Annotated in this window: 16 protein-coding genes; 7 read left to right on the plus strand and 9 right to left on the minus strand. The window is 56.1% G+C overall.

Annotated features, from left to right (window positions below):
- Positions 1 to 22 precede the first annotated feature (22 nt).
- Positions 23 to 1,189 carry a methionine adenosyltransferase gene (metK, locus tag BR04_RS04135; RefSeq protein ID WP_496354730.1) on the plus strand — a complete coding sequence of 389 codons (1,167 nt, stop codon included), beginning with the start codon at positions 23 to 25 and terminating at the stop codon, positions 1,187 to 1,189.
- A gap of 92 nt (positions 1,190 to 1,281) precedes the next feature.
- Here the strand turns inward: metK and BR04_RS04140 are convergent, their stop codons facing one another.
- From BR04_RS04140 to BR04_RS04160, 5 genes are all read right to left on the minus strand, one after another.
- Positions 1,282 to 1,986: an ABC transporter ATP-binding protein gene (locus BR04_RS04140; protein WP_496354731.1), complete on the minus strand. Its 705-nt coding sequence runs from the start codon at positions 1,984 to 1,986 to the stop codon at positions 1,282 to 1,284.
- The gene (locus BR04_RS04145; protein WP_496354732.1) at positions 1,973 to 2,767 is read right to left on the minus strand and encodes an ABC transporter ATP-binding protein; all 795 of its coding nucleotides are present in this window, start codon (positions 2,765 to 2,767) and stop codon (positions 1,973 to 1,975) included. Before BR04_RS04145 ends, BR04_RS04140 begins: the two co-directional genes overlap by 14 nt.
- 3 nt (positions 2,768 to 2,770) lie before the next feature.
- Positions 2,771 to 3,991, minus strand: a complete 1,221-nt coding sequence (locus BR04_RS04150; RefSeq protein ID WP_496354733.1) for an ABC transporter permease subunit — start codon at positions 3,989 to 3,991, stop codon at positions 2,771 to 2,773.
- A gap of 21 nt (positions 3,992 to 4,012) precedes the next feature.
- The gene (locus tag BR04_RS04155) at positions 4,013 to 4,915 is read right to left on the minus strand and encodes an ABC transporter permease subunit (protein ID WP_496354734.1); all 903 of its coding nucleotides are present in this window, start codon (positions 4,913 to 4,915) and stop codon (positions 4,013 to 4,015) included.
- 303 nt (positions 4,916 to 5,218) lie between these two features.
- Complete coding sequence (locus BR04_RS04160; RefSeq protein ID WP_496354735.1) at positions 5,219 to 6,364, minus strand: branched-chain amino acid ABC transporter substrate-binding protein; 1,146 nt, start codon at positions 6,362 to 6,364, stop codon at positions 5,219 to 5,221.
- A 190-nt stretch (positions 6,365 to 6,554) separates the two neighbouring features.
- On the opposite strand from BR04_RS04160, the gene BR04_RS04165 reads away from it, so the two are divergent.
- Positions 6,555 to 7,403, plus strand: a complete 849-nt coding sequence (locus BR04_RS04165; RefSeq protein ID WP_496354736.1) for an NAD(+)/NADH kinase — start codon at positions 6,555 to 6,557, stop codon at positions 7,401 to 7,403.
- A 31-nt stretch (positions 7,404 to 7,434) separates the two neighbouring features.
- Positions 7,435 to 9,609: a DUF3141 domain-containing protein gene (locus BR04_RS04170; RefSeq protein ID WP_496354901.1), complete on the plus strand. Its 2,175-nt coding sequence runs from the start codon at positions 7,435 to 7,437 to the stop codon at positions 9,607 to 9,609.
- Between the two features lie 60 nt (positions 9,610 to 9,669).
- Here BR04_RS04170 and BR04_RS04175 read toward each other — a convergent pair whose 3' ends face one another.
- The 4 genes from BR04_RS04175 to BR04_RS04190 form a co-directional block, all read right to left on the minus strand.
- Positions 9,670 to 10,464 (minus strand): sirohydrochlorin cobaltochelatase, encoded by a 795-nt coding sequence (locus tag BR04_RS04175; protein ID WP_496354737.1) that lies wholly within the window; start codon positions 10,462 to 10,464, stop codon positions 9,670 to 9,672.
- Complete coding sequence (locus BR04_RS04180; protein ID WP_496354738.1) at positions 10,461 to 10,676, minus strand: PLDc N-terminal domain-containing protein; 216 nt, start codon at positions 10,674 to 10,676, stop codon at positions 10,461 to 10,463. Before BR04_RS04180 ends, BR04_RS04175 begins: the two co-directional genes overlap by 4 nt.
- Positions 10,677 to 10,903: 227 nt before the next feature.
- Entirely contained in the window at positions 10,904 to 11,872 is a 969-nt protein-coding gene (locus tag BR04_RS04185; protein ID WP_496354739.1) for a lytic murein transglycosylase, read from the minus strand.
- Positions 11,869 to 12,690, minus strand: coding sequence for a histidinol-phosphatase (locus BR04_RS04190; protein ID WP_496354740.1), 822 nt, complete (start codon positions 12,688 to 12,690; stop codon positions 11,869 to 11,871). Before BR04_RS04190 ends, BR04_RS04185 begins: the two co-directional genes overlap by 4 nt.
- A gap of 90 nt (positions 12,691 to 12,780) precedes the next feature.
- Here BR04_RS04190 and radA point away from each other — a divergent pair, with 90 nt between their 5' ends.
- From radA to BR04_RS04210, 4 genes are all read left to right on the plus strand, one after another.
- A complete protein-coding gene (gene radA, locus BR04_RS04195; RefSeq protein WP_496354741.1) occupies positions 12,781 to 14,133 on the plus strand; it encodes a DNA repair protein RadA in 1,353 nt (450 codons plus the stop codon).
- A gap of 224 nt (positions 14,134 to 14,357) precedes the next feature.
- A complete protein-coding gene (locus tag BR04_RS04200) occupies positions 14,358 to 15,002 on the plus strand; it encodes an RlmE family RNA methyltransferase (protein ID WP_496354742.1) in 645 nt (214 codons plus the stop codon).
- Positions 15,003 to 15,037: 35 nt separating this feature from the next.
- Positions 15,038 to 15,772: a YebC/PmpR family DNA-binding transcriptional regulator gene (locus tag BR04_RS04205; RefSeq protein ID WP_496354743.1), complete on the plus strand. Its 735-nt coding sequence runs from the start codon at positions 15,038 to 15,040 to the stop codon at positions 15,770 to 15,772.
- A gap of 50 nt (positions 15,773 to 15,822) precedes the next feature.
- On the plus strand, positions 15,823 to 18,051 hold the full coding sequence (locus BR04_RS04210; RefSeq protein ID WP_496354744.1) for a S8 family serine peptidase: 2,229 nt from the start codon (positions 15,823 to 15,825) through the stop codon (positions 18,049 to 18,051).
- Positions 18,052 to 18,091: the final 40 nt, after the last annotated feature.

Genomic DNA, 18,091 nt, shown 5'->3' on the forward strand with positions numbered 1-18,091 from the left:
ACCGACAGTAAAGGAGTTTTTCATGAGCAAGGAACGCATGCTGTTTACCTCTGAATCCGTTACCGAGGGACATCCCGACAAGGTGGCGGATGCCATTTCAGATTCCATCCTTGATGCCATCATGGCCCAGGACATCCGCTGCCGCGTGGCCTGTGAAACCCTGGTGACCACGGGGATGGCCATTATTGCCGGTGAAATCACCACCTCCTGCTATGTGGACATGCCCCAGATCGTCCGCAACACCATTCGGGAAATTGGCTACAACTCCTCGGATATGGGGTTTGACTGGCAGACCTGTGCGGTCATGACCAGTATTGACCAGCAGTCCCCGGACATTGCCCAGGGTGTGGACCGTGCAAGCGAAGAGGAGCAGGGCGCAGGAGATCAGGGTCTCATGTTCGGTTTTGCCTGTAACGATACCCCGGAGCTGATGCCTGCCCCCATCATGATAGCCCATCAGCTTACCCGTCGTCTGGCTACGGTGCGCAAAGCCGGGACTCTGGATTTTCTGCGGCCTGACGGCAAGGCCCAGGTGACGGTGGAGTATGAGGGCTGCCGTCCCGTCCGTGTGGACGCCGTGGTGGTCTCCACCCAGCATACGCCGGATGTGGCTTATGCCACCCTGAAGGAAGCCGTGATGGAGGAAGTGATCCGCTCCGTGATTCCTGCAGACATGCTGGACGCCAAAACCAAGTACTTCATCAATCCCACAGGTAAGTTTGTGGTTGGCGGTCCCATGGGGGACTGCGGGCTCACGGGGCGTAAGATCATTGTGGATACCTACGGCGGTCAGGGCAGCCACGGTGGCGGATGTTTTTCCGGAAAAGATCCTTCCAAGGTGGATCGCAGTGCCTCCTACATGGGGCGCTACATTGCCAAGAATATTGTGGCCGCCGGTCTTGCGGACAAGTGTGAAATCCAGGTGGCCTATGCCATCGGTGTGGCGGAGCCGGTTTCTGTTCTGGTGAATACCTTTGGCACAGGAAAGCTCAGCGAAACCCGTCTGGGTGAGGTGGTACGCTCCGTGTTCAACCTGCGGCCTGCGGGTATCATCCGCCAGCTCAACCTGCTTCAGCCCATCTATCGTCAGACCGCGGCTTACGGACATTTTGGCCGTAATGAAAGACCGGGCTTTACCTGGGAAGAAACCAATATGGTGGATGCCCTGAAGGCGGCGGCAGGTATCTGATTTTTACGGAAGCGGATTGGTGACGGATGTAAAAAAGGGCGATCTTTCGGGATCGCCCTTTTTGCTGAGTCAGGGTAGATTTTTTTACGCCCTCAAATTCCCAGATAGGCCCTTTTCACATCTTCATTGATCAAAAGGTTTGCCGCCGTATCGGAGAGGGTGATTTCTCCGTTTTCCATCACATAGCCCCTGTGGGCCGTTTTCAGGGCCAGGTTGGCATTCTGTTCAATGAGGAAGATGGTGGTACCATCCCGGTTGATCTGTTCAATGATTTCAAAAATCTGTCTGATGATCAGGGGGGCAAGGCCAAGGGAGGGTTCATCAAGGAGGAGGAGTCTGGGCTTGCCCATGAGGGCACGGGAGATGGCCAGCATCTGCTGTTCTCCGCCGGAGAGGGTACCGCCGGCCTGTTTGCGCCGCTGGGCCAGAATGGGAAAGAGGGAAAAGATATAGTCGAGATCCGTCCGGATCCCCTTTTTGTCCTTTCGGAGAAAGGCTCCCATTTCCAGATTTTCCATGACGGAAAGCAGGGGAAAGATATGGCGGCCTTCGGGGACGTGGCAGAGTCCCATGGCCACAATTTTTTCCGGAGCCTTTCTGTGGATGTCCTGGCCCAGAAACCGGATACTGCCGTTTCTTGGGGGCGTGATGGCGGAAATGGATTTCAGTGTGGTGGTTTTACCTGCTCCGTTGGCACCGATGAGGGCCACGATTTCCCCTTCGGAAATTTCTATGGAGATATTTTTAAGGGCGCGGATATTGCCATAATAGGTATTGATGGATTCAAGCGTCAGCATCGGCTTCCTCCCCGAGATAGGCCTTGATGACAAGGGCGTTGTTCTTGATCTCCATGGGTGTGCCCTGGGCAATCTTGGAGCCGTAATCCATGACAAAAATACGTTCGGAGATGTTCATGACCAGCTTCATGTCATGCTCAATGAGCAGAATACTGATGCCGTCCTCATCCCGGATTTTCCGGATAAGCCGGTCAAGATCCAGGGTTTCGGAAGGGTTCATGCCTGCTGCGGGTTCATCAAGGAGGAGCAGAAAGGGATCCGTGGCCATGGCCCGTGCAATCTCAAGGCGTCGCTGGGCACCATAGGAAAGGTTTTTGGCCAGCTCGTTGACCTCTGCGGCAAGCCCCACCTTTTCGAGAAGGCCATAGCAGTGCCGGGCCGTTTCCCTTTCTTCCCGCCGTACGGAAGGCGGGCGGAAGACAGCCCCCAGCACACCGGCCCGTGTACGGACATGGCGGCCGATCATGACATTTTCCAGGGCGGTCATATTGGGGAAGAGACGGATGTTCTGAAAGGTGCGGGCCAGCCCCTTTTCCGTGACCCTGTTGGCCTTCATGCCGTTGATGCGCACGGGAGACTTGCCTGGAGGTGTGATGAGGATGTCCCCGTGTGTGGGGGTATAAATACCGGTGATACAGTTGAAAAAGGTGGTTTTACCGGCTCCGTTGGGGCCGATGAGGGCCACGATTTCACCCTGGCGGATTTCCAGGCTGACCCGGTTCAGGGCCCGCAGGCCACCAAAATCCATGGTGAGGGACTGGACGTTTAAGATGGGTTCCATGGTTCAGGCCACCCCTTTGTCTTTTTGAAATTGATAGGCTTTGCGTTTGCTCTGGATGAGTCCCTGGGGCCGGAAAACCATCATGAGGATCATGGCGGTGCCGAAGATCAGCATGCGGTAGTTTCCCACCTCCCGGAGGTATTCGGGGAGGAGGATCATGACAAGCCCTCCCAGCACCACGCCGAGGATGGATCCCATCCCCCCCAGCACCACAATGGAAAGAATGATGACAGATTCCATGAAGGTGAAGCTTTTGGGATTGATGTAGGTGTTGTATCCCGCAAAGATCACGCCCACCATACCCGCCCACAGGGCTCCCAGGGCAAAGGCGGAGAGTTTGACGCCTGTCTTGTCGATGCCCATGGCCTGGCAGGCAATCTCATCTTCCCGCAGGGCCACCCAGGCCCTGCCCAGCCGGGAATTCTGGAGGCGGTTGATGACAAAGATGGTGAGAATGACAGCGGCAATCATGATGTAATAGATGTAGAGAATGGATTCGCCGAGACTGAGGGAGATACCGAAAAATTCCGGTCGTGGAATGCCCCGGATACCCGTGGGGCCGCCGGAGAATTTTCCCCAGTTTTCGAGGACAATGCGGGTGATTTCTCCGAAGCCCAGGGTGACAATGGCCAGATAATCTCCCCGGAGCCGCAGCACAGGCAGGGCCAGCAGGATGCCGAAAAGGGCGGCAAGACCTGCACCAACGGGCAGGCAGATCCAGAATCCCAGATCGAAATGCTTGTTGAGAAGGGCGTAGCTGTAAGCCCCTACGGCAAAAAAGGCGACGTAGCCCAGGTTGAGAAGTCCTGCCTGCCCCACTACGATGTTGAGGCCGAGACCCAGCACCACATAGATGAGGGCCAGGGTCATGATGCTGATCTGATAGGGATTCACCAGGTGTGGAAAGAGGAGGGCGATACCCAGTACCAAGCCGAGGGCCGGGAGAACCAGTCTGGGGTTTTCCGAAAGCTGTTGTATCAGGCCCGCCTTTTCTTCTTCCAGGCCCTGGGCCTTTTGCTGCAATCCCCTTTCCTTGCGGCGAAGCAGTTCCCGCCAGACAAAGGAGCCGAAAAAGACGGCAAGCCCCAGATAGAGCATGTTTTCCCAGCGCCACAGAATGCTTCTTTCCAGAGGATTCACCCGGATAACCAGGATGGGAAAGGTCAGAAACATAAACCACAGGGCGGCGATGACAGATTTTCTGAATTCCTGGAGCGTGAACATAAAAAAACCTCTTCTGGAAAGTCATACTTTCTGGGTGTTGTTTTTGCCAAGAATACCTGCGGGACGGAAGATCAGAATGAGTACCAGAAGGGCGAAGGCAAAGACATCCTCATATTCCGAGGAGATATAGCCCGTGGCAAAGCTTTCTGTCCATCCCAGGATGAGGCCGCCCAGTACGGCTCCCGGAATGGAGCCGATACCTCCCAGAACGGCGGCGGTAAAGGCTTTGAGTCCCGCAATGAACCCCACAAAATAATTGATCTGTCCGATGTAGGAGGCAATGAGAACCCCGCCCACGGCGGCGAGGGAAGAGCCGATGACAAAGGTGCTGGAAATCACCCGATCCACATTGACTCCCACAAGAAGGGCCATCTCCCTGTCCTGGGCTGTGGCACGCATGGCTTTTCCTGTGCGGGTGTACTGGATGAGCAGGGTGAGCAGGATCATGACCACAGCGGTGGTGGCCAGAATGATAAACTTGGGGGTGTTGATGATGTGGGCCCAGGGGGCCAGCCACTGAAATTCCGGAATCAGGGAGGGAAAGCGCAGAAAATCTGAGGTTTGGGCCAGCATGACATAATTCTGGAGAAAGATGGACATACCGATGGCACTGATCAGGGGGGAGAGGCGCTGGGCGTTTCTTAAGGGTTTGTAAGCCACCTTTTCAATGGTGAAGCCGTAGGCAGAAGCCCAGATGACGGCGGCAAGGCCTGCCAGAAGCAGAACTGTCAGGGGGGGGAAGCCCAGCACGGTGAGGGCTGTGGCTGCAATAAGGGCTGTGAAGGCCCCTATCATGTATATTTCCCCATGGGCAAAGTTGATGAGGCCGATGATGCCGTAGACCATGGTATAGCCCAGGGCGATGAGGGCATAGATGCTGCCCCGTGTGAGTCCGCTGAGGAAGTACTCAAGAAATTGTTCCATGGGAGTGGATTTCCAGGATTTTGGGTAAACATCAGAAACTGTCCGCTGCGACGGTACTCTGATCGGGTGGAAAGACGCTTTACCGGTTCATATTGCCGGGCGTCCTGACGAAGCCGGGAAAGGGGAAAAGGCTTTTTTTCCCTTTCCGGGATCCGTCTTCCATGGCCCGTGTTTGGTCAGACCATTCAAGGCGGAAAATGCCTTACCCTATTTCAGGGGCGGACACAAGGCCCGCCCCATGGAGGGTACTCTTTTTTTTGACAATGTATCAGGTGGTTGCAGGAAATTTTTTAACGGTGGCCGTTATTTCAGTTCAACATACTGACCGTTTTGAACCTGGTACATGGAAAAACCAACACCAATGGCATCTCCACGGGCGTCAAAGCTGATTTTTCCGAGGGGGGTATCAATATATTCGGTTCTGAGGGCATTCATGATGGCCGGTGCTTCGGTGGAACCGGCCTTTTCGATGGCGTTCATCAGGGCGAGGGTTGCCGCATAGGCATTGAGGAAGAAGGCTCCCGGTTCCTCTCCATAGGCGGCACGGTGTTCTTCCTGTGCGGCAATGGCCATGGGATTTTTGGATACATCCACAGGGCCTGTGGCATAGACGCCTTCGGCAAATTCACCCGCAACACGGATGAAGGTATCGTCTTTCACGCCGTCTGCGGAGATGAAGAGGGTTTTCATGTCATTGTTGCGCATCTGCATGACCAGTTTGGAGGCTTCGGGGTGATAGCCGCCGAAGATAACGGCGTCTGCGTTGCTCTGACGGATTTTCTGTACCACAGCGGTGTAATCCACGGCACCGGCCGTGATGCCTTCATAAAGAAGCACTTCCGCCTCTCCGGATTCTTCTATGAATTTTTTGGCAAATTCCGCCAGTCCCCGGCCATAATCGCCTCTGTCGTGGAGTACCACCACCCTTTTGACCTTAAGGGTTTTCAGGACAAAATCCACCTGAAGTCTGGCCTGGGCATCATCCGGGGCAATGGTGCGGAAAAAGACGGGATAATCCCCACTCTGGGTGATTTCGGGGTTGGTGGCGGAGGGAGATACGCAGACAATGTTGGTGTCCTTGTAAATTCCCAGGGCGGAGATGGTTGCACCGGAACAGATATGGCCGATCACGGCTTTTACGCCCTCTGTGGCCAGTTTGGTGGCGGTGTTGGTGGCAACCTCGGGTTTGCAGACGTCATCTTCTGCCACAAGAACGACCTGTTTTCCCAGGAGACCGCCTTCAGCATTGATTTTTTTGACAACCAGTTCTGCAGCCCGCTTGCTGGGAATACCATAGGAGGCCAGGTCTCCGGACAGGGCACCGCCATAACCGATCTTGATGGTTTCTTCTGCCTGTTTTTTACCGCAGGAAATCAGGGCGCTGGTGGATAAAAGGACAAGGCTTGTGATAAGAAAGAGCCGAACCGATGTTTTAACCAATAATTTCATGTGATGCTTTCCTTCTACTGGGGTTAAGAAAAAGAAAAACCGATAAAGGATATAAATAGTTAAGCAGGGGAAGGGCGTCAAGTGAGAAAGATTTTTTTTGTAAAAGCGGGCAGGGGAAAATCCTTTACGGAGCTGGGGGAAGTCGTTATGCTGCAAAAGCAAATAAAGTCTGGGAAAAGGGAGAGAAACCATGGCTAGAACCGTGGCGCTGGTGGTGAAGGACGATGGCCAGGCCCAGAAAACTGCCGATGCTTTCAGCGTGTGGCTGGGACATCGGGGGGTGCAGGTTCTGAGAAAAACGGTGGTTGCGGAAAATCCCATGTCGTGTTGCGATGCACCCGCTGGGGTGGATCTGGTTTTTGTTCTGGGGGGGGATGGCACCTTTCTTTCCGCAGCACGCTGGATTGGGGACTTTGAAATTCCCCTGCTGGGGGTGAAGTTCGGTGAAGTGGGGTTTCTGGCCGAGGTGCTGGAAGACCGCCTGTACGAAATTGCCGATGCTGTTTTGGAAGGTCGCTATACCGCCGAAGAACGGATGCGTCTCCGGGTCACCCTGAGCCGGGGCGGGGAGGTTCGGGTGGAAGAAAGGGTGTTGAATGACGTGGTGATCTCCAAAAGTGCCCTGGCCCGTCTGGCAAGGGTACGTACGGAAATTGATGGGCGCTATCTCACCACCTACACGGGAGATGGACTGATCATTGCCACTCCAACGGGCTCCACGGCGTATTCCATGGCCGCAGGGGGACCTGTGGTGCATCCAGCCATTGATGCCATCCTGCTGACGCCCATCTGTCCCTTTACCCTGACCAACCGTCCCCTGATTCTTCCCGACGGGGTTCAGGTGACCGTGCGCCTTGATCCCCGGTCTTCCGGGGATATCATGATGACCTGTGACGGTCAGTCCGGTCATGCCCTTCAGCATGGGGACACCCTTTCCGTGTTGCGGGCAGCAAGCCCTGTCCGCATGATCACCCTCCCGGATCAGCGCTATTTCGATGTTTTGAAAACCAAGCTCCGCTGGAGTGGAGAAAGAATTTAACATTTTTCTGATGGATACATGCGAGGTGACTATGTTGTCGGATCTTTCCAGGATTGTAGAGCGGCTCCCCCTTGGGGGAAGCGGCCTTGAGTATGTGGATTATGTGGTGGATACGGTTCAGCGTCAGCTCCTTTACCTGGATACTCTCCGGCAGCATGGCAATGATTTTTTTCAGTACCTTGCAGAAGGTCAGCCCCCTGTCCTGTTCTTTCCTTATGACATTATCATGGATGGCCGTACCTTTGACCGGCCTGTCAATTATGCTCTGGTGCGAATCCGGGACAGACGGCGCAGGGGAGAGCGGAAGAAAAAAGAAAAGGAAAAGGCCGCCTTTGGCCATGATCGCAGGCCGGTGGTGGTGATTGACCCGAGATCGGGGAATGCGCCGGGTATCGGTGGTTCCAAACGGGCATCGGAAATCGGTATGGCCCTTGAAAAAGAGCATCCGGTTTATTTTATTCTTTTTTTCCCGGAACCTGTACCGGGACAGACCCTGGAAGATGTGAAAAATGCGGAGATTCTTTTTATTGAGGAGGTGGCCCGCAGGCATCCGGACAGTGGAAAGCCCAGTATCATCGGTAACAGTCAGGCGGGATGGGCGGTTGCCCTGCTGAGTGCAGACCGTCCCAGCCTTGCCGGCCCTCTGGTTCTGAACGGATCCCCCATTTCTTACTGGGCCGGAGTCCGGGGACGTCATGTGGTGCGGTACAAGGCCGGACTGATTGGCGGTGTCTGGACCGTGCAGCTGGCCAGTGACCTTGGGGCCGGATATTTTGACGGTGCCAACCTGGCCTCAGGTCATGAGGCTTTGGATATGGCAGAAGCCTATTGCCGCAGTCCCTACCATCTTTATAGCCATGTGGACACGGAATCGGACAGGTTCCGGGATTTTTCCCGCTGGTGGAGCAGTTATTACCTGATGACCGCCGAAGAAATCCGTTTTATGATCCAGCATCTCTTTATCGAGAATCAGCTGGAACTGGGGGAGGTGAGCTTTCAGGAGGGGAAGCGCATCGACCTGAGGGATCTGGAGGATCCCATTGTGCTTTTTTCCTCGGATGGTGACAACGTGACGCCCCCCCAGCAGGCCCTGAACTGGATTCTCAAGGTGTGGGGAAGTCTCGAGGAAGTGAAGCGGCAGCAGCAGGTAATCATTTATATGGTGCATGAAAATGTCGGGCATATCGGTCTTTTTGTCTCTGACAGGGTGGCTGAGAAGGAGCATGCGGAAATCATCGGAAGTATTGATATGGTGGATTATCTGGCTCCTGGGCTTTATCAGATGATCATTGAAAAAAGCGACCCCCGTTATTCGGACAAGGCCTATCGGGTGCGTTTTGAGTCCCGTACCTTTGCGGACATAGAGGTTCTGGATGACGGTGTGGAAGATGAGCTGGATTTTTATCCTGTGGCGGAAATTTCAAGGATCAATGATCTCTGCTACCGCAGTTTTTTTCAGCCCTGGATTCGGAGCATGGCCACTCCCCAGTCCGCAGCCTTCATGCGCATGCAGCATCCCCAGCGGTTGTTGCGTATGGTGGTTGCCGATATCAATCCCATGATGCTGCCCATCAAGCTTGCCGCACGCATGAGCCGGCGTCATCGTGTTCCTGCACCGCCGGACAATGCCTTCCGGCAGATGGAGAGCAGCATGGTGGAGCTGATGGCCGCCTTTATGGATATGGGCAGCAGCCTTCGGGATGCCGCAGAGGAACAGCTTTTTACCCTGATTTACAGCAATCCTCTGGTACGTATGCTCTCCACGTCCCAGATGCCACCTCCGCGTTCCGCCGAAGAGGTTCGGCCCCATGATGCGGCCTGGCGTTCCGCAGAAGAGGGCTTCTGGCAGGACAAGCTGACCTATGGGGGCTTTGCCGAAGCCCTGGTACGGGTGCTGGTGGCTGTGGCCGGTGCAGACGGGGTTGTGCATCAGGAGGAAATCACCGTACTGCTGGAGCTGATCCGCCGTCATCCTAAAACCGGTAATCTGCCGGATGCCCGTATCCGGGAGCTGGTGCGGGAACAGTCCCGGATTCTTGAGTTGAATCCAGCGGGGGCCATGGAAGCCCTGCCCATTCTGCTGGAGGATCCCGGAGATCGTCTCAGCGTGGTGGAGATGGCCCAGTGTCTGGCCCTTTCCGACCTGGTGATGGATCCTCTGGAGGAAAAGCTGCTGATTCGCATCATGGAAATTCTGGAAGTATAGAGGTGTTTTTTCTCCCTGAAGACAGTGTACAGAAAGCAGGTACAGGGGAGGGGGACGGTTTCATGCGGAAGCGGAAGGCCTGGAGGGAAGGGTTTCCAGTGCTTTTCGCAGATGCCGACAGAAAATGTCCACAATTTTTGGCCGCAGCCCAATCCCCTGGGGGTGTATGGCAGGTGCAATCCCTTCTTCAAGGAAGGCACTGTACCAGGAATTTTTTTCTCCCATCAGATCCTTTTCAAAATGCTGTCCTGTCACCAGAGTAAAGGGAAGGATGGCTGCTCTGGAAAATCCGGCGGCCCGGATTTTTTTTGCGGTTTTTATCCTGTCCGGTTGTCCCTCAATCATGCCATAGAAAGCCCTTTCCCCCCAGGTTTCCATAAAAAGTTTTCCCAGAAGATGAAAAAATGCGCCTCCCGGATGGGAAGAACCATGCAGGGCCAGCACAACGGCCATGTCTTCGGGAAGGTGGGCCACCGCATCCATGGCCAGGGCCGCAGTCTGGCAGTCTTCCAGGGAGGCCAGGAGGGGCAGGCCAAGGGGAACGTTGAGGGGGGCTGCCTGACAGATGGGGATCAGTTTGTGAAATTCTGCGGCGCAGACCACATGCAGGGACTGAAGTATGGCGGAGTCGTGCCCCAGATCCGCCAGCTGTTTCAGAAGCCGTTCCGGTGACGGCGGGGTATCGTTGTCGCTGTGTTTCTGAACGCTTCTTGAGGCAAAAGCCCAGTGAAAATCACATTGAGGAAAGTTTTTTTTGAAGTGGTTTTCAATGAAAAACCGGACTTCCAGGGTGTTTTGTCTGGCACCAAAGGCGGTGAGGATGACGGGTATCCGAATCGGATTTTCAGTGTTCATGCGGGATCTCCCGTCAGGCTCTTTTTTTTTCCCAGATGGATACCGATGAGGATGTAGAGGAGACAGCCCAGAAAGGGGATGAGGGCAATCATCCCCCAGAAGATTTTTTTTCCCCTGGATCCAAAATCTCTGCGCAATACATCAAAAAAAGCAAGGTTGGTAAGGACCAGAAAAAGAAATCCGATTCCTGTCCAGACGAGAACGGTCTGCATGGGGTGATCCTTTCGAAGGGGAAGGGGGGCGTGTTTCAGGCCCCGATATACCGATGAACGCTTATGGTTTTTTTACCGATTGTGGCCTTGTTTCAGTCAACGCTTCCACGCTGGAGCGCGGGGAGGCTGGATCCAATGCTGCAAGACAAACGGGTGCGCCTGCTCTCCCCTCCCAGGGGAAAGATAGGGAATCAGGGGCAAGACCTGGGGCTGCGTCAGGGCAGGCATCAGGATTTTTTTTCCCGTGACCCCAGGGGGGTTTTTTTCCGGAGTTCTCCCGCCACCCGCAGTACGGCCTGGGCATAGGGACGGCTTTTGTTGTAGGTCAGAATGATTTTTTCCTGTTGTCCCAGTGTCATCCCCTGTTTCCATCCATTATTTTTCAGATAACGGGCGGCACTGAAAATAGCGTCTTCATGGGTGCTGAGGCGGATTTTGCCATCCTTGTCGCCGTCTGCGGCATGCTGTTGAATATTGGAGGGCATGAACTGGCAGAGTCCTACGGCACCGGCGTAGGATCCGGGGATCTCTGCGGCATTTATCCCCTTGGCCCTGGCATAGTGCATCAGGGGGGGGAGTTCTTTGAGTGCCCAGGCTGCCCGGTTTTTTGCCCGTTCTTCAAAGGATTTTCTGTCGTGGGGAGTTTTGTCTCTTACCCGTTCCCATACGAGATGCTGCACCTCCGGGCTGTCCAGGGCGGCGATGCTGGCGAGGCTGGCGGCTGCACTGTGGCGACCCACGAAGGTGCCGAGACGGGTTTCCACCAGGAGAATGGCGCAGATGACGGTTCTGGGCACGCCATATTTTTTTTCCGCTCGGGCCAGAGGGGTGGCATAGGTCTTCATGTAGGCCCGGGCCTTTGCCAGAGATTCCGGGCTGGAAAACTGGTCATAGTCCAGTCTGCTTTCCTGAACGAGAAAGAAGAGGGAGGGCGTGGCAGGATTGAAGCTGAGTTTCGGATGGGTAAAGAGGGATTTCACCTCATTTGCCTCCAGCCCCAGGGACAGCAGTTTTTCCATGACGGGCATCAGCTCAGGATCTATGGGCATGGAGGGTTCGCTGGCGTGCAGAGGCGGGAGGACAAAAAGAAGGAAAGCGGTCAGCAGAACGGTAAGTCTGGGGAAATTGCGGGGGCTTCTGGATTCCGGATGTTCTGTGTTCTGGTTTCGGGTCAGGATGGTCTGGTGGCTGGTCATAGGGAGCCTCTGTCTGTCCCAAGGGGGAGAAAATGACGTTTACGTCTGTAAAAGCCTGTGACTTCCGTGTATCCTGCCGCCCGGACAGCCTGAATCAGGAGCGGGGTACAGCCTCCCACGGATTCGGGGGTGTGGGCATCCGATGCCAGGGTGACGGGAATTCCCTTTTCCCTGCAGCGCTGTAACAGTGCGGGGGAAGGATAGGGGCTTTGCATGGGATGCTCCATGCCGGATCCGTTTACCTCCACCACAAGATTTTTGCGGACGATGGCATCGAGAAGGTCTTCCATGCGGAGAGTGATTTCCTTGCGCTCTGCCGGGGAGAGCCGGGGGGAGAATTTTTCCATGAGATCCAGGTGGCAGAGCAGGTCACAGCAGTCTGCGTCCACCAGGGCTTCCAGACTGTCGAGGTAGTCATGGTACATGGGGAGGGGGGGCAGGGCTGCCCAGCTTTCCCGGCCCTTGCGGCTGGCGATGTTGTGTCCCTTTACAAAATGGACGGAACCCCCCACGAGATCCAGGTCAAAGGAATTCGTGATGTGGCGGATTTCCGGAAGGCTTTCGGGATGAAAATCGACTTCAAGTCCGGCCAGTACACGGATGCGTCCTTCCCAGGCGGTGGCCAGTTCCCTCAGGGTGTTGAGGTAGAAGGGAAGGTCTTTGGCGGTCATGGTGTGGGCGAGGGGCAGAGGGGGAAGGGTGAGATGATCCAGAAAGGCGATTTCCCGCAGTCCCTTGTCCACGGCGGCCCGTACCATGGCCGCAGGGGTTCCCCTGGCATGGCGGCACAGGGGCGTGTGGATATGGTAGTCGAGCATGGTCTCTCCCTATGGAAGAATGGCCTGTAAGGTTTTTTGCGTCGTCGTCATGCTGGCCTGCATCCTAGCCTGACTTGAACGGGGGGTCAAATGGTGAAGAAAAACCAGAAAAGTATTTTTGTCTGCCAGGGCTGTGGTCACAGGGCACCCCGCTGGATGGGGCGATGTCCGGAATGTGAGGCCTGGGACAGTTTTGTGGAGGAAAGGGAGGCACCCGCTGCCGTACGTATGGCGGGAGAGCCTGCGGTTTTTCCCATGGACGCGATTCCTCTGGACGCGGAAAAACGGACGGCAACGGGGATCGGTGAGCTGGATCGGGTATTGGGCGGCGGGCTGGTGACCGGGAGTCTGGTTCTTATCGGCGGAGATCCGGGGATTGGTAAATCCACCCTCATGCTCCAGACCCTTGCAGGGCTTGCGGGACAGGGCAGGGGGGTGCTGTATGTGTCCGGTGAGGAATCCATCCGGCAGATCCGGCTGCGTTCCGAACGTCTGGGAACGGTGGCTGCCGGCATACTCGTGGCTTCGGAGACGGATCTGGATCGGGTGCTGCATCTGGCAGCTTCCAGAAATCCCCATGTGCTGGTCATTGACTCCATACAGACCATTTTCAGCCCGGAGCTGTCCTCTGCGCCGGGCAGTGTCTCCCAGGTGCGGGAGGCCACCCTGAGGCTCATGCAGTTTGCCAAGCGCAGCGGTGTCCCTACCCTTCTGGTGGGGCATGTCACCAAGGATGGGGCCATTGCCGGCCCCAGGCTGCTGGAGCATATGGTGGACACGGTGCTGTATTTTGAGGGAGACCGCAATCATGTGTTCCGTATCCTCAGGGCCGTAAAGAACCGCTTTGGGTCTACCAATGAAATCGGCGTGTTTGAAATGCAGGAGATCGGGTTGAAGGAGGTGGGCAATCCTTCGGCGGTTTTTCTCGCGGAAAGGCCTGAAGCTGCCTCCGGTTCCGTTGTGACTACCACCATGGAAGGCTCCAGGCCCATTCTGGTGGAATTGCAGGCTCTGGTGACGGGAACGGGTTCCGGATCTCCCCGGCGGACGGTTTCGGGTCTGGACAGCAACCGTGTGGCCCTTCTGGCGGCTGTGCTGGAGAAAAAAGTGGGGCTGAACCTTGCGGGCCACGATATTTTCATGAACGTGGCGGGGGGAGTCAAGGTGGATGAACCTGCCGTGGATATGGGCGTTGTGGCGGCCCTGGCTTCCAGTTTTCTCGACCGGCCCGTGGATGGTAAAACCGTGGTGCTGGGTGAGGTGGGGCTGACGGGTGAGGTTCGGGCCGTCAGCCATCTGGAAAACCGTCTGGGGGAGGCCTTGAAAATGGGATTTTCCCGTTGTCTGGCCCCCAGCTCTTCGGTGCGGCGCTTGCAGGCTCCAAGGGGGATGGTGCTGGAGGGCGTGAGGACGGTGGAAGAAGCCATGGAACGTCTTTTCTGATACTGGCGGAAGAGAGGGATTCCGTTTTGGGCAGGGGGACGGTTTGGGATTTTTTCAGGGCTTTTCTTGACGGGAAAATAAAAAAAAACGTATCTAACGAAGGTTTTGGCAGGGCAGGGAGCTTTCCTGGCTGAAAGAGGTTGCGCTGGAAACGGTGATGGCTGCCGCTTTCTTCATCCGTATAGGATGAGGGGGGCTGGCAGGGGTCTGGAAAATGGAGTCCTATGGCGGCAAAAAAAACAAAAGGCAGGACACAGGGGAAAAATCCGGCAAATCCCTGGGAGGATCATTATACCCGGCTGGCCCGCAAGGAGGACTATGCGGCAAGGTCTGTGTATAAACTGAAAGAGATCCAGAATAAATATGGTGTCCTGAGTCCGGGAGGCCGTTTTCTGGATCTGGGCTGTGCCCCCGGATCCTGGTTGCAGTATGCTGCGGAAGTGACGGGAGCTTCGGGGGATGTGCTGGGTGTGGATTTAAAACCCGTGCTGCTGGGGCTGCCTCCCCAGGCCCGTGCCGTGGTGGGGGATATCTATGACCTTTCTCCTGAAATCCGGGAGTGGGTGGGGCCGGGGGTTCATGCGGTTTTAAGTGACATGGCACCTGCCACCACAGGTATGGGAGATGTGGATGCCCTGCGGTCTGCGGCCCTCTCCGATGCCGCCCTTTTTCTGGCTTCGGAGGTACTGCTTCCCGGTGGACATTTTGTCTGCAAGATTTTTCAGGGACGGGGGTTTGATCCCTTTGTGGCGGAGGTGCGCAGGCTTTTTGAAAAACAGCGGATTTTTAAGCCCCAGAGCTGCCGCAAGCAGAGTCGGGAAATTTATGTGATTGGTCTTGGTTTTTCCGGAAGGCCGGAGTCAAATTAAAAAACGGCTGCATGGGCAGCCGGGGTGGAGGATGTATGGCAGGACATAGCAAGTGGGCGAATATTCGCCATAGAAAAGGGAAGGAAGATATTCGCCGGGGCAAGATCTTTACCAAGCTGACCAAGGAAATCATGGTGGCTGCCCGTATGGGCGGTGGTGATCCTTCCTGCAATGCCCGTCTGCGTACGGCCATGCTGGCGGCCCGCGCAGAGAATATGCCTAAGGACAATATCGAAAGGGCGATCAAGAAAGGCAGTGGCGATCTTGACGGGGCCAATTACGAGGAAATCACCTACGAGGGCTACGGGCCCAGCGGTGCCGCCGTACTGGTGGAGGTCATGACGGACAACAAGAACCGGACCGTAGGCGAAGTGCGTCATGCTTTCAGCAAATGCGGAGGCAACCTTGGAGCCAACGGCTGTGTGGCCTGGATGTTTGATAAAAAGGGCCTGATTGTTGTGGACCGGGGGGCAGTGGACGAGGAAGCCCTCATGGAGGCCGCCATAGAAGCCGGTGCCGAAGATGTGCGGGAAGAGGGTGACTGCTTTGAAATCCTCACGGCCCCCCAGGATTTTGAGGGGGTACGGGATGCCCTGGATACGGCGGGTTTCACCTTCAGTATGGCGGAAGTGAGCATGATTCCCCAGACCATGACCCGTCTGGAGGGCAAGGACGCCCAGCTGATGGTCAAGCTCATGGAAATGCTGGAAGACAACGATGATGTGCAGAAGGTTCACACCAATGCGGATATTCCCGAAGATCTGGACTAGACTGTTCTGAGCCGGGTTTGTACTGCTTTTTCTCTGACGGGAGGTTCGTCATGATCCGCCCCTGCATTCTCTGCCTTTTGTGTCTGTGTTTTGCGGTTGCCTGCGCTCCCTCTGGAGAGACGGGAAAGGAGGGGGCGTCTGAGATTCTGCCTTCCCTTTCTGATCTGCGTTTTTCCATGGAGATCCCGGATATTTTCAAGGATGCTGCGGGCAGGGCAAGGGCACCCTCCCGGATTTTTGTGGAAGCTTCTTCCGGTCTGGTTTCCGATGGTACCTCCCTGCGCTGCTTTTGGCATGTGAATGACAGCGATGCCGGAGAAGGGTGCAGCCGCTGGCTGGATCTGACCACTTCCGGAACCCACCGGATTCTGCTTTCGGTTGTGGATGCCGCGGGGAACCGTCAGAGCCATGCAGAAGAGCTTGTTCTGGAGCCAGGAGCCAGCCTTGGCGTATCGGGCACGCTTTTTGTGGTGAAAAATACCGTTTCCGGGCGATCGGTCAAAGGGGGAGAGGGGGTTTCGGACATCATTCCCGGTGAGATGATCGTGCGGTTCCGGGATCCGGATACAGGGTTTCGCTCTTCCATGGGGCAGGAGGGCTGGCATGCCCTTGCCCGTCGGGGGGATACGGTCTTTTTACGTGTATCTGCGGAACGTTCTGCCCTGGCCTCAGACAGGGAAACGGCCATCCAGGAAACCCTGGAAGCCGTGAAGCGTATGGCTCTGCGGGAAGATGTGCTCCGGGTGGAACCCAACCGAAGGCGGCGGGTTGCCTCAATCCCGGTGAATGATGCAGGATATGCGGAGAAACCGGATCGGTTCTGGCCCCTGGAAGCCATTGGGGCTCCCGGAGCCTGGGAGAAGACCCGTGGGGAAGGGGCTGTGATTGCCATTCTGGATACGGGGATTGTGTCGGTTCATCCGGATCTGAAGGATCGCATCGGCCCGGACGGTTATGATTTTGTGGGGGGGGACAGTGATCCCGAAGATCCCGGAGGCGGTTCTTCCTCTTTTCACGGTACCCAGGTTGCGGGTATTGCCCTGGCCACCCTGAACAATGAAACCGGTATGGCCGGCGTGGCGGGCAGGGCTACCCTCATGCCCCTCAGGGTCATTGAACCCGGCGGCGATGTGGATACCTGGGCCCTGGCCCAGGCCATACGCTATGCGTCAGGCCTTTCCAATGCATCCGGTCGTCTGCCATCGAAGAGGGCGGATGTGATAAACCTCAGCCTGGGGGGCGAGGGAGAGAACGGGGAGGAGAGGGACGCCGTTGACGCTGCTCTGAAGGCCGGGGTGCTGGTGGTGGCGGCTGCGGGGAATGATGGCAAGGAGATCCGGCATTATCCTGCGGGGTATCCCGGTGTGTTTGCCGTTGGGGGGGTGGATCGGGATCTGCAACGTTCCTCTGGAAGCAATTATGGTGACGGGCTTTCCCTGGTGGCTCCCTGGGGGCCCCTTTACACCACCACGGCAAGTCCTGTCCGTAAGCTTCCGGAATATACCTCCAGCGCCGAAGGTACGTCCATGGCCACCCCCTTTGTCTCCGGTGTGCTGGCCCTCATGCGCAGTCACAGTCCGGGCCTGTCTCCCGTCCAGGCCATGGAAATTCTGGCAAGGGGCGGCATGACCCGGGATCTCGGCGTGAAGGGAAGGGATGACGCCACGGGCTGGGGGCTGGTGGATGCCAGTCTTGCCCTGGATTCCCTGGGCAGATTTTTTCTGAGTGCTCTGCCAGAGAGCCTGGATATGGGAATTTCCGGCAGAGCGGCCTTTTTGTTTCTGTCTCAGGGGAATGGCGCTGCTGATCTTGAGATGCAGAAACCACTGGCTCCGGACTGGATCCGTGTGACAGCGGAAAAAATCAATGGGAGTGGCTTCGGATTTTATCGGATTGAAATTTTACGGGAGCATCCGGATTTTCCCTCTGGCGGTATGAAAACCCATCTTGAAATCCCCACATCCTCCGGCAGGCTGTTTTATCCTGTCCATGTGGGCGGGGTTCCTGAAAATCCCGTCTCCCTTCCTGATACGCTTGTCCTGCTTCTGGAGGATGTTTTCAGCGGTGAGGTAAGATCTGTGATTCCGGACAGGGAAAAAAGAACGCAGGACGGGGGCTATCCCTGGGCTGTGGCGGATCTTCCCGCAGGCCGGTATCGTATACGGACAGAGGGCGGCGGGAGCACAGGACAGTACCCTTCGGGCTCAGGGCAGGAAGTCTGGCTGTATCCCGGTGCGTTGGAAAGAGATCGGCTTGATTTTGTGGTAAATATTCCTTAAATCACTCTTCGTTGGTGTGACCTGATGGTGAAAGGAAAGC

The organism is Desulfobotulus sapovorans DSM 2055, assembly GCF_059569355.1.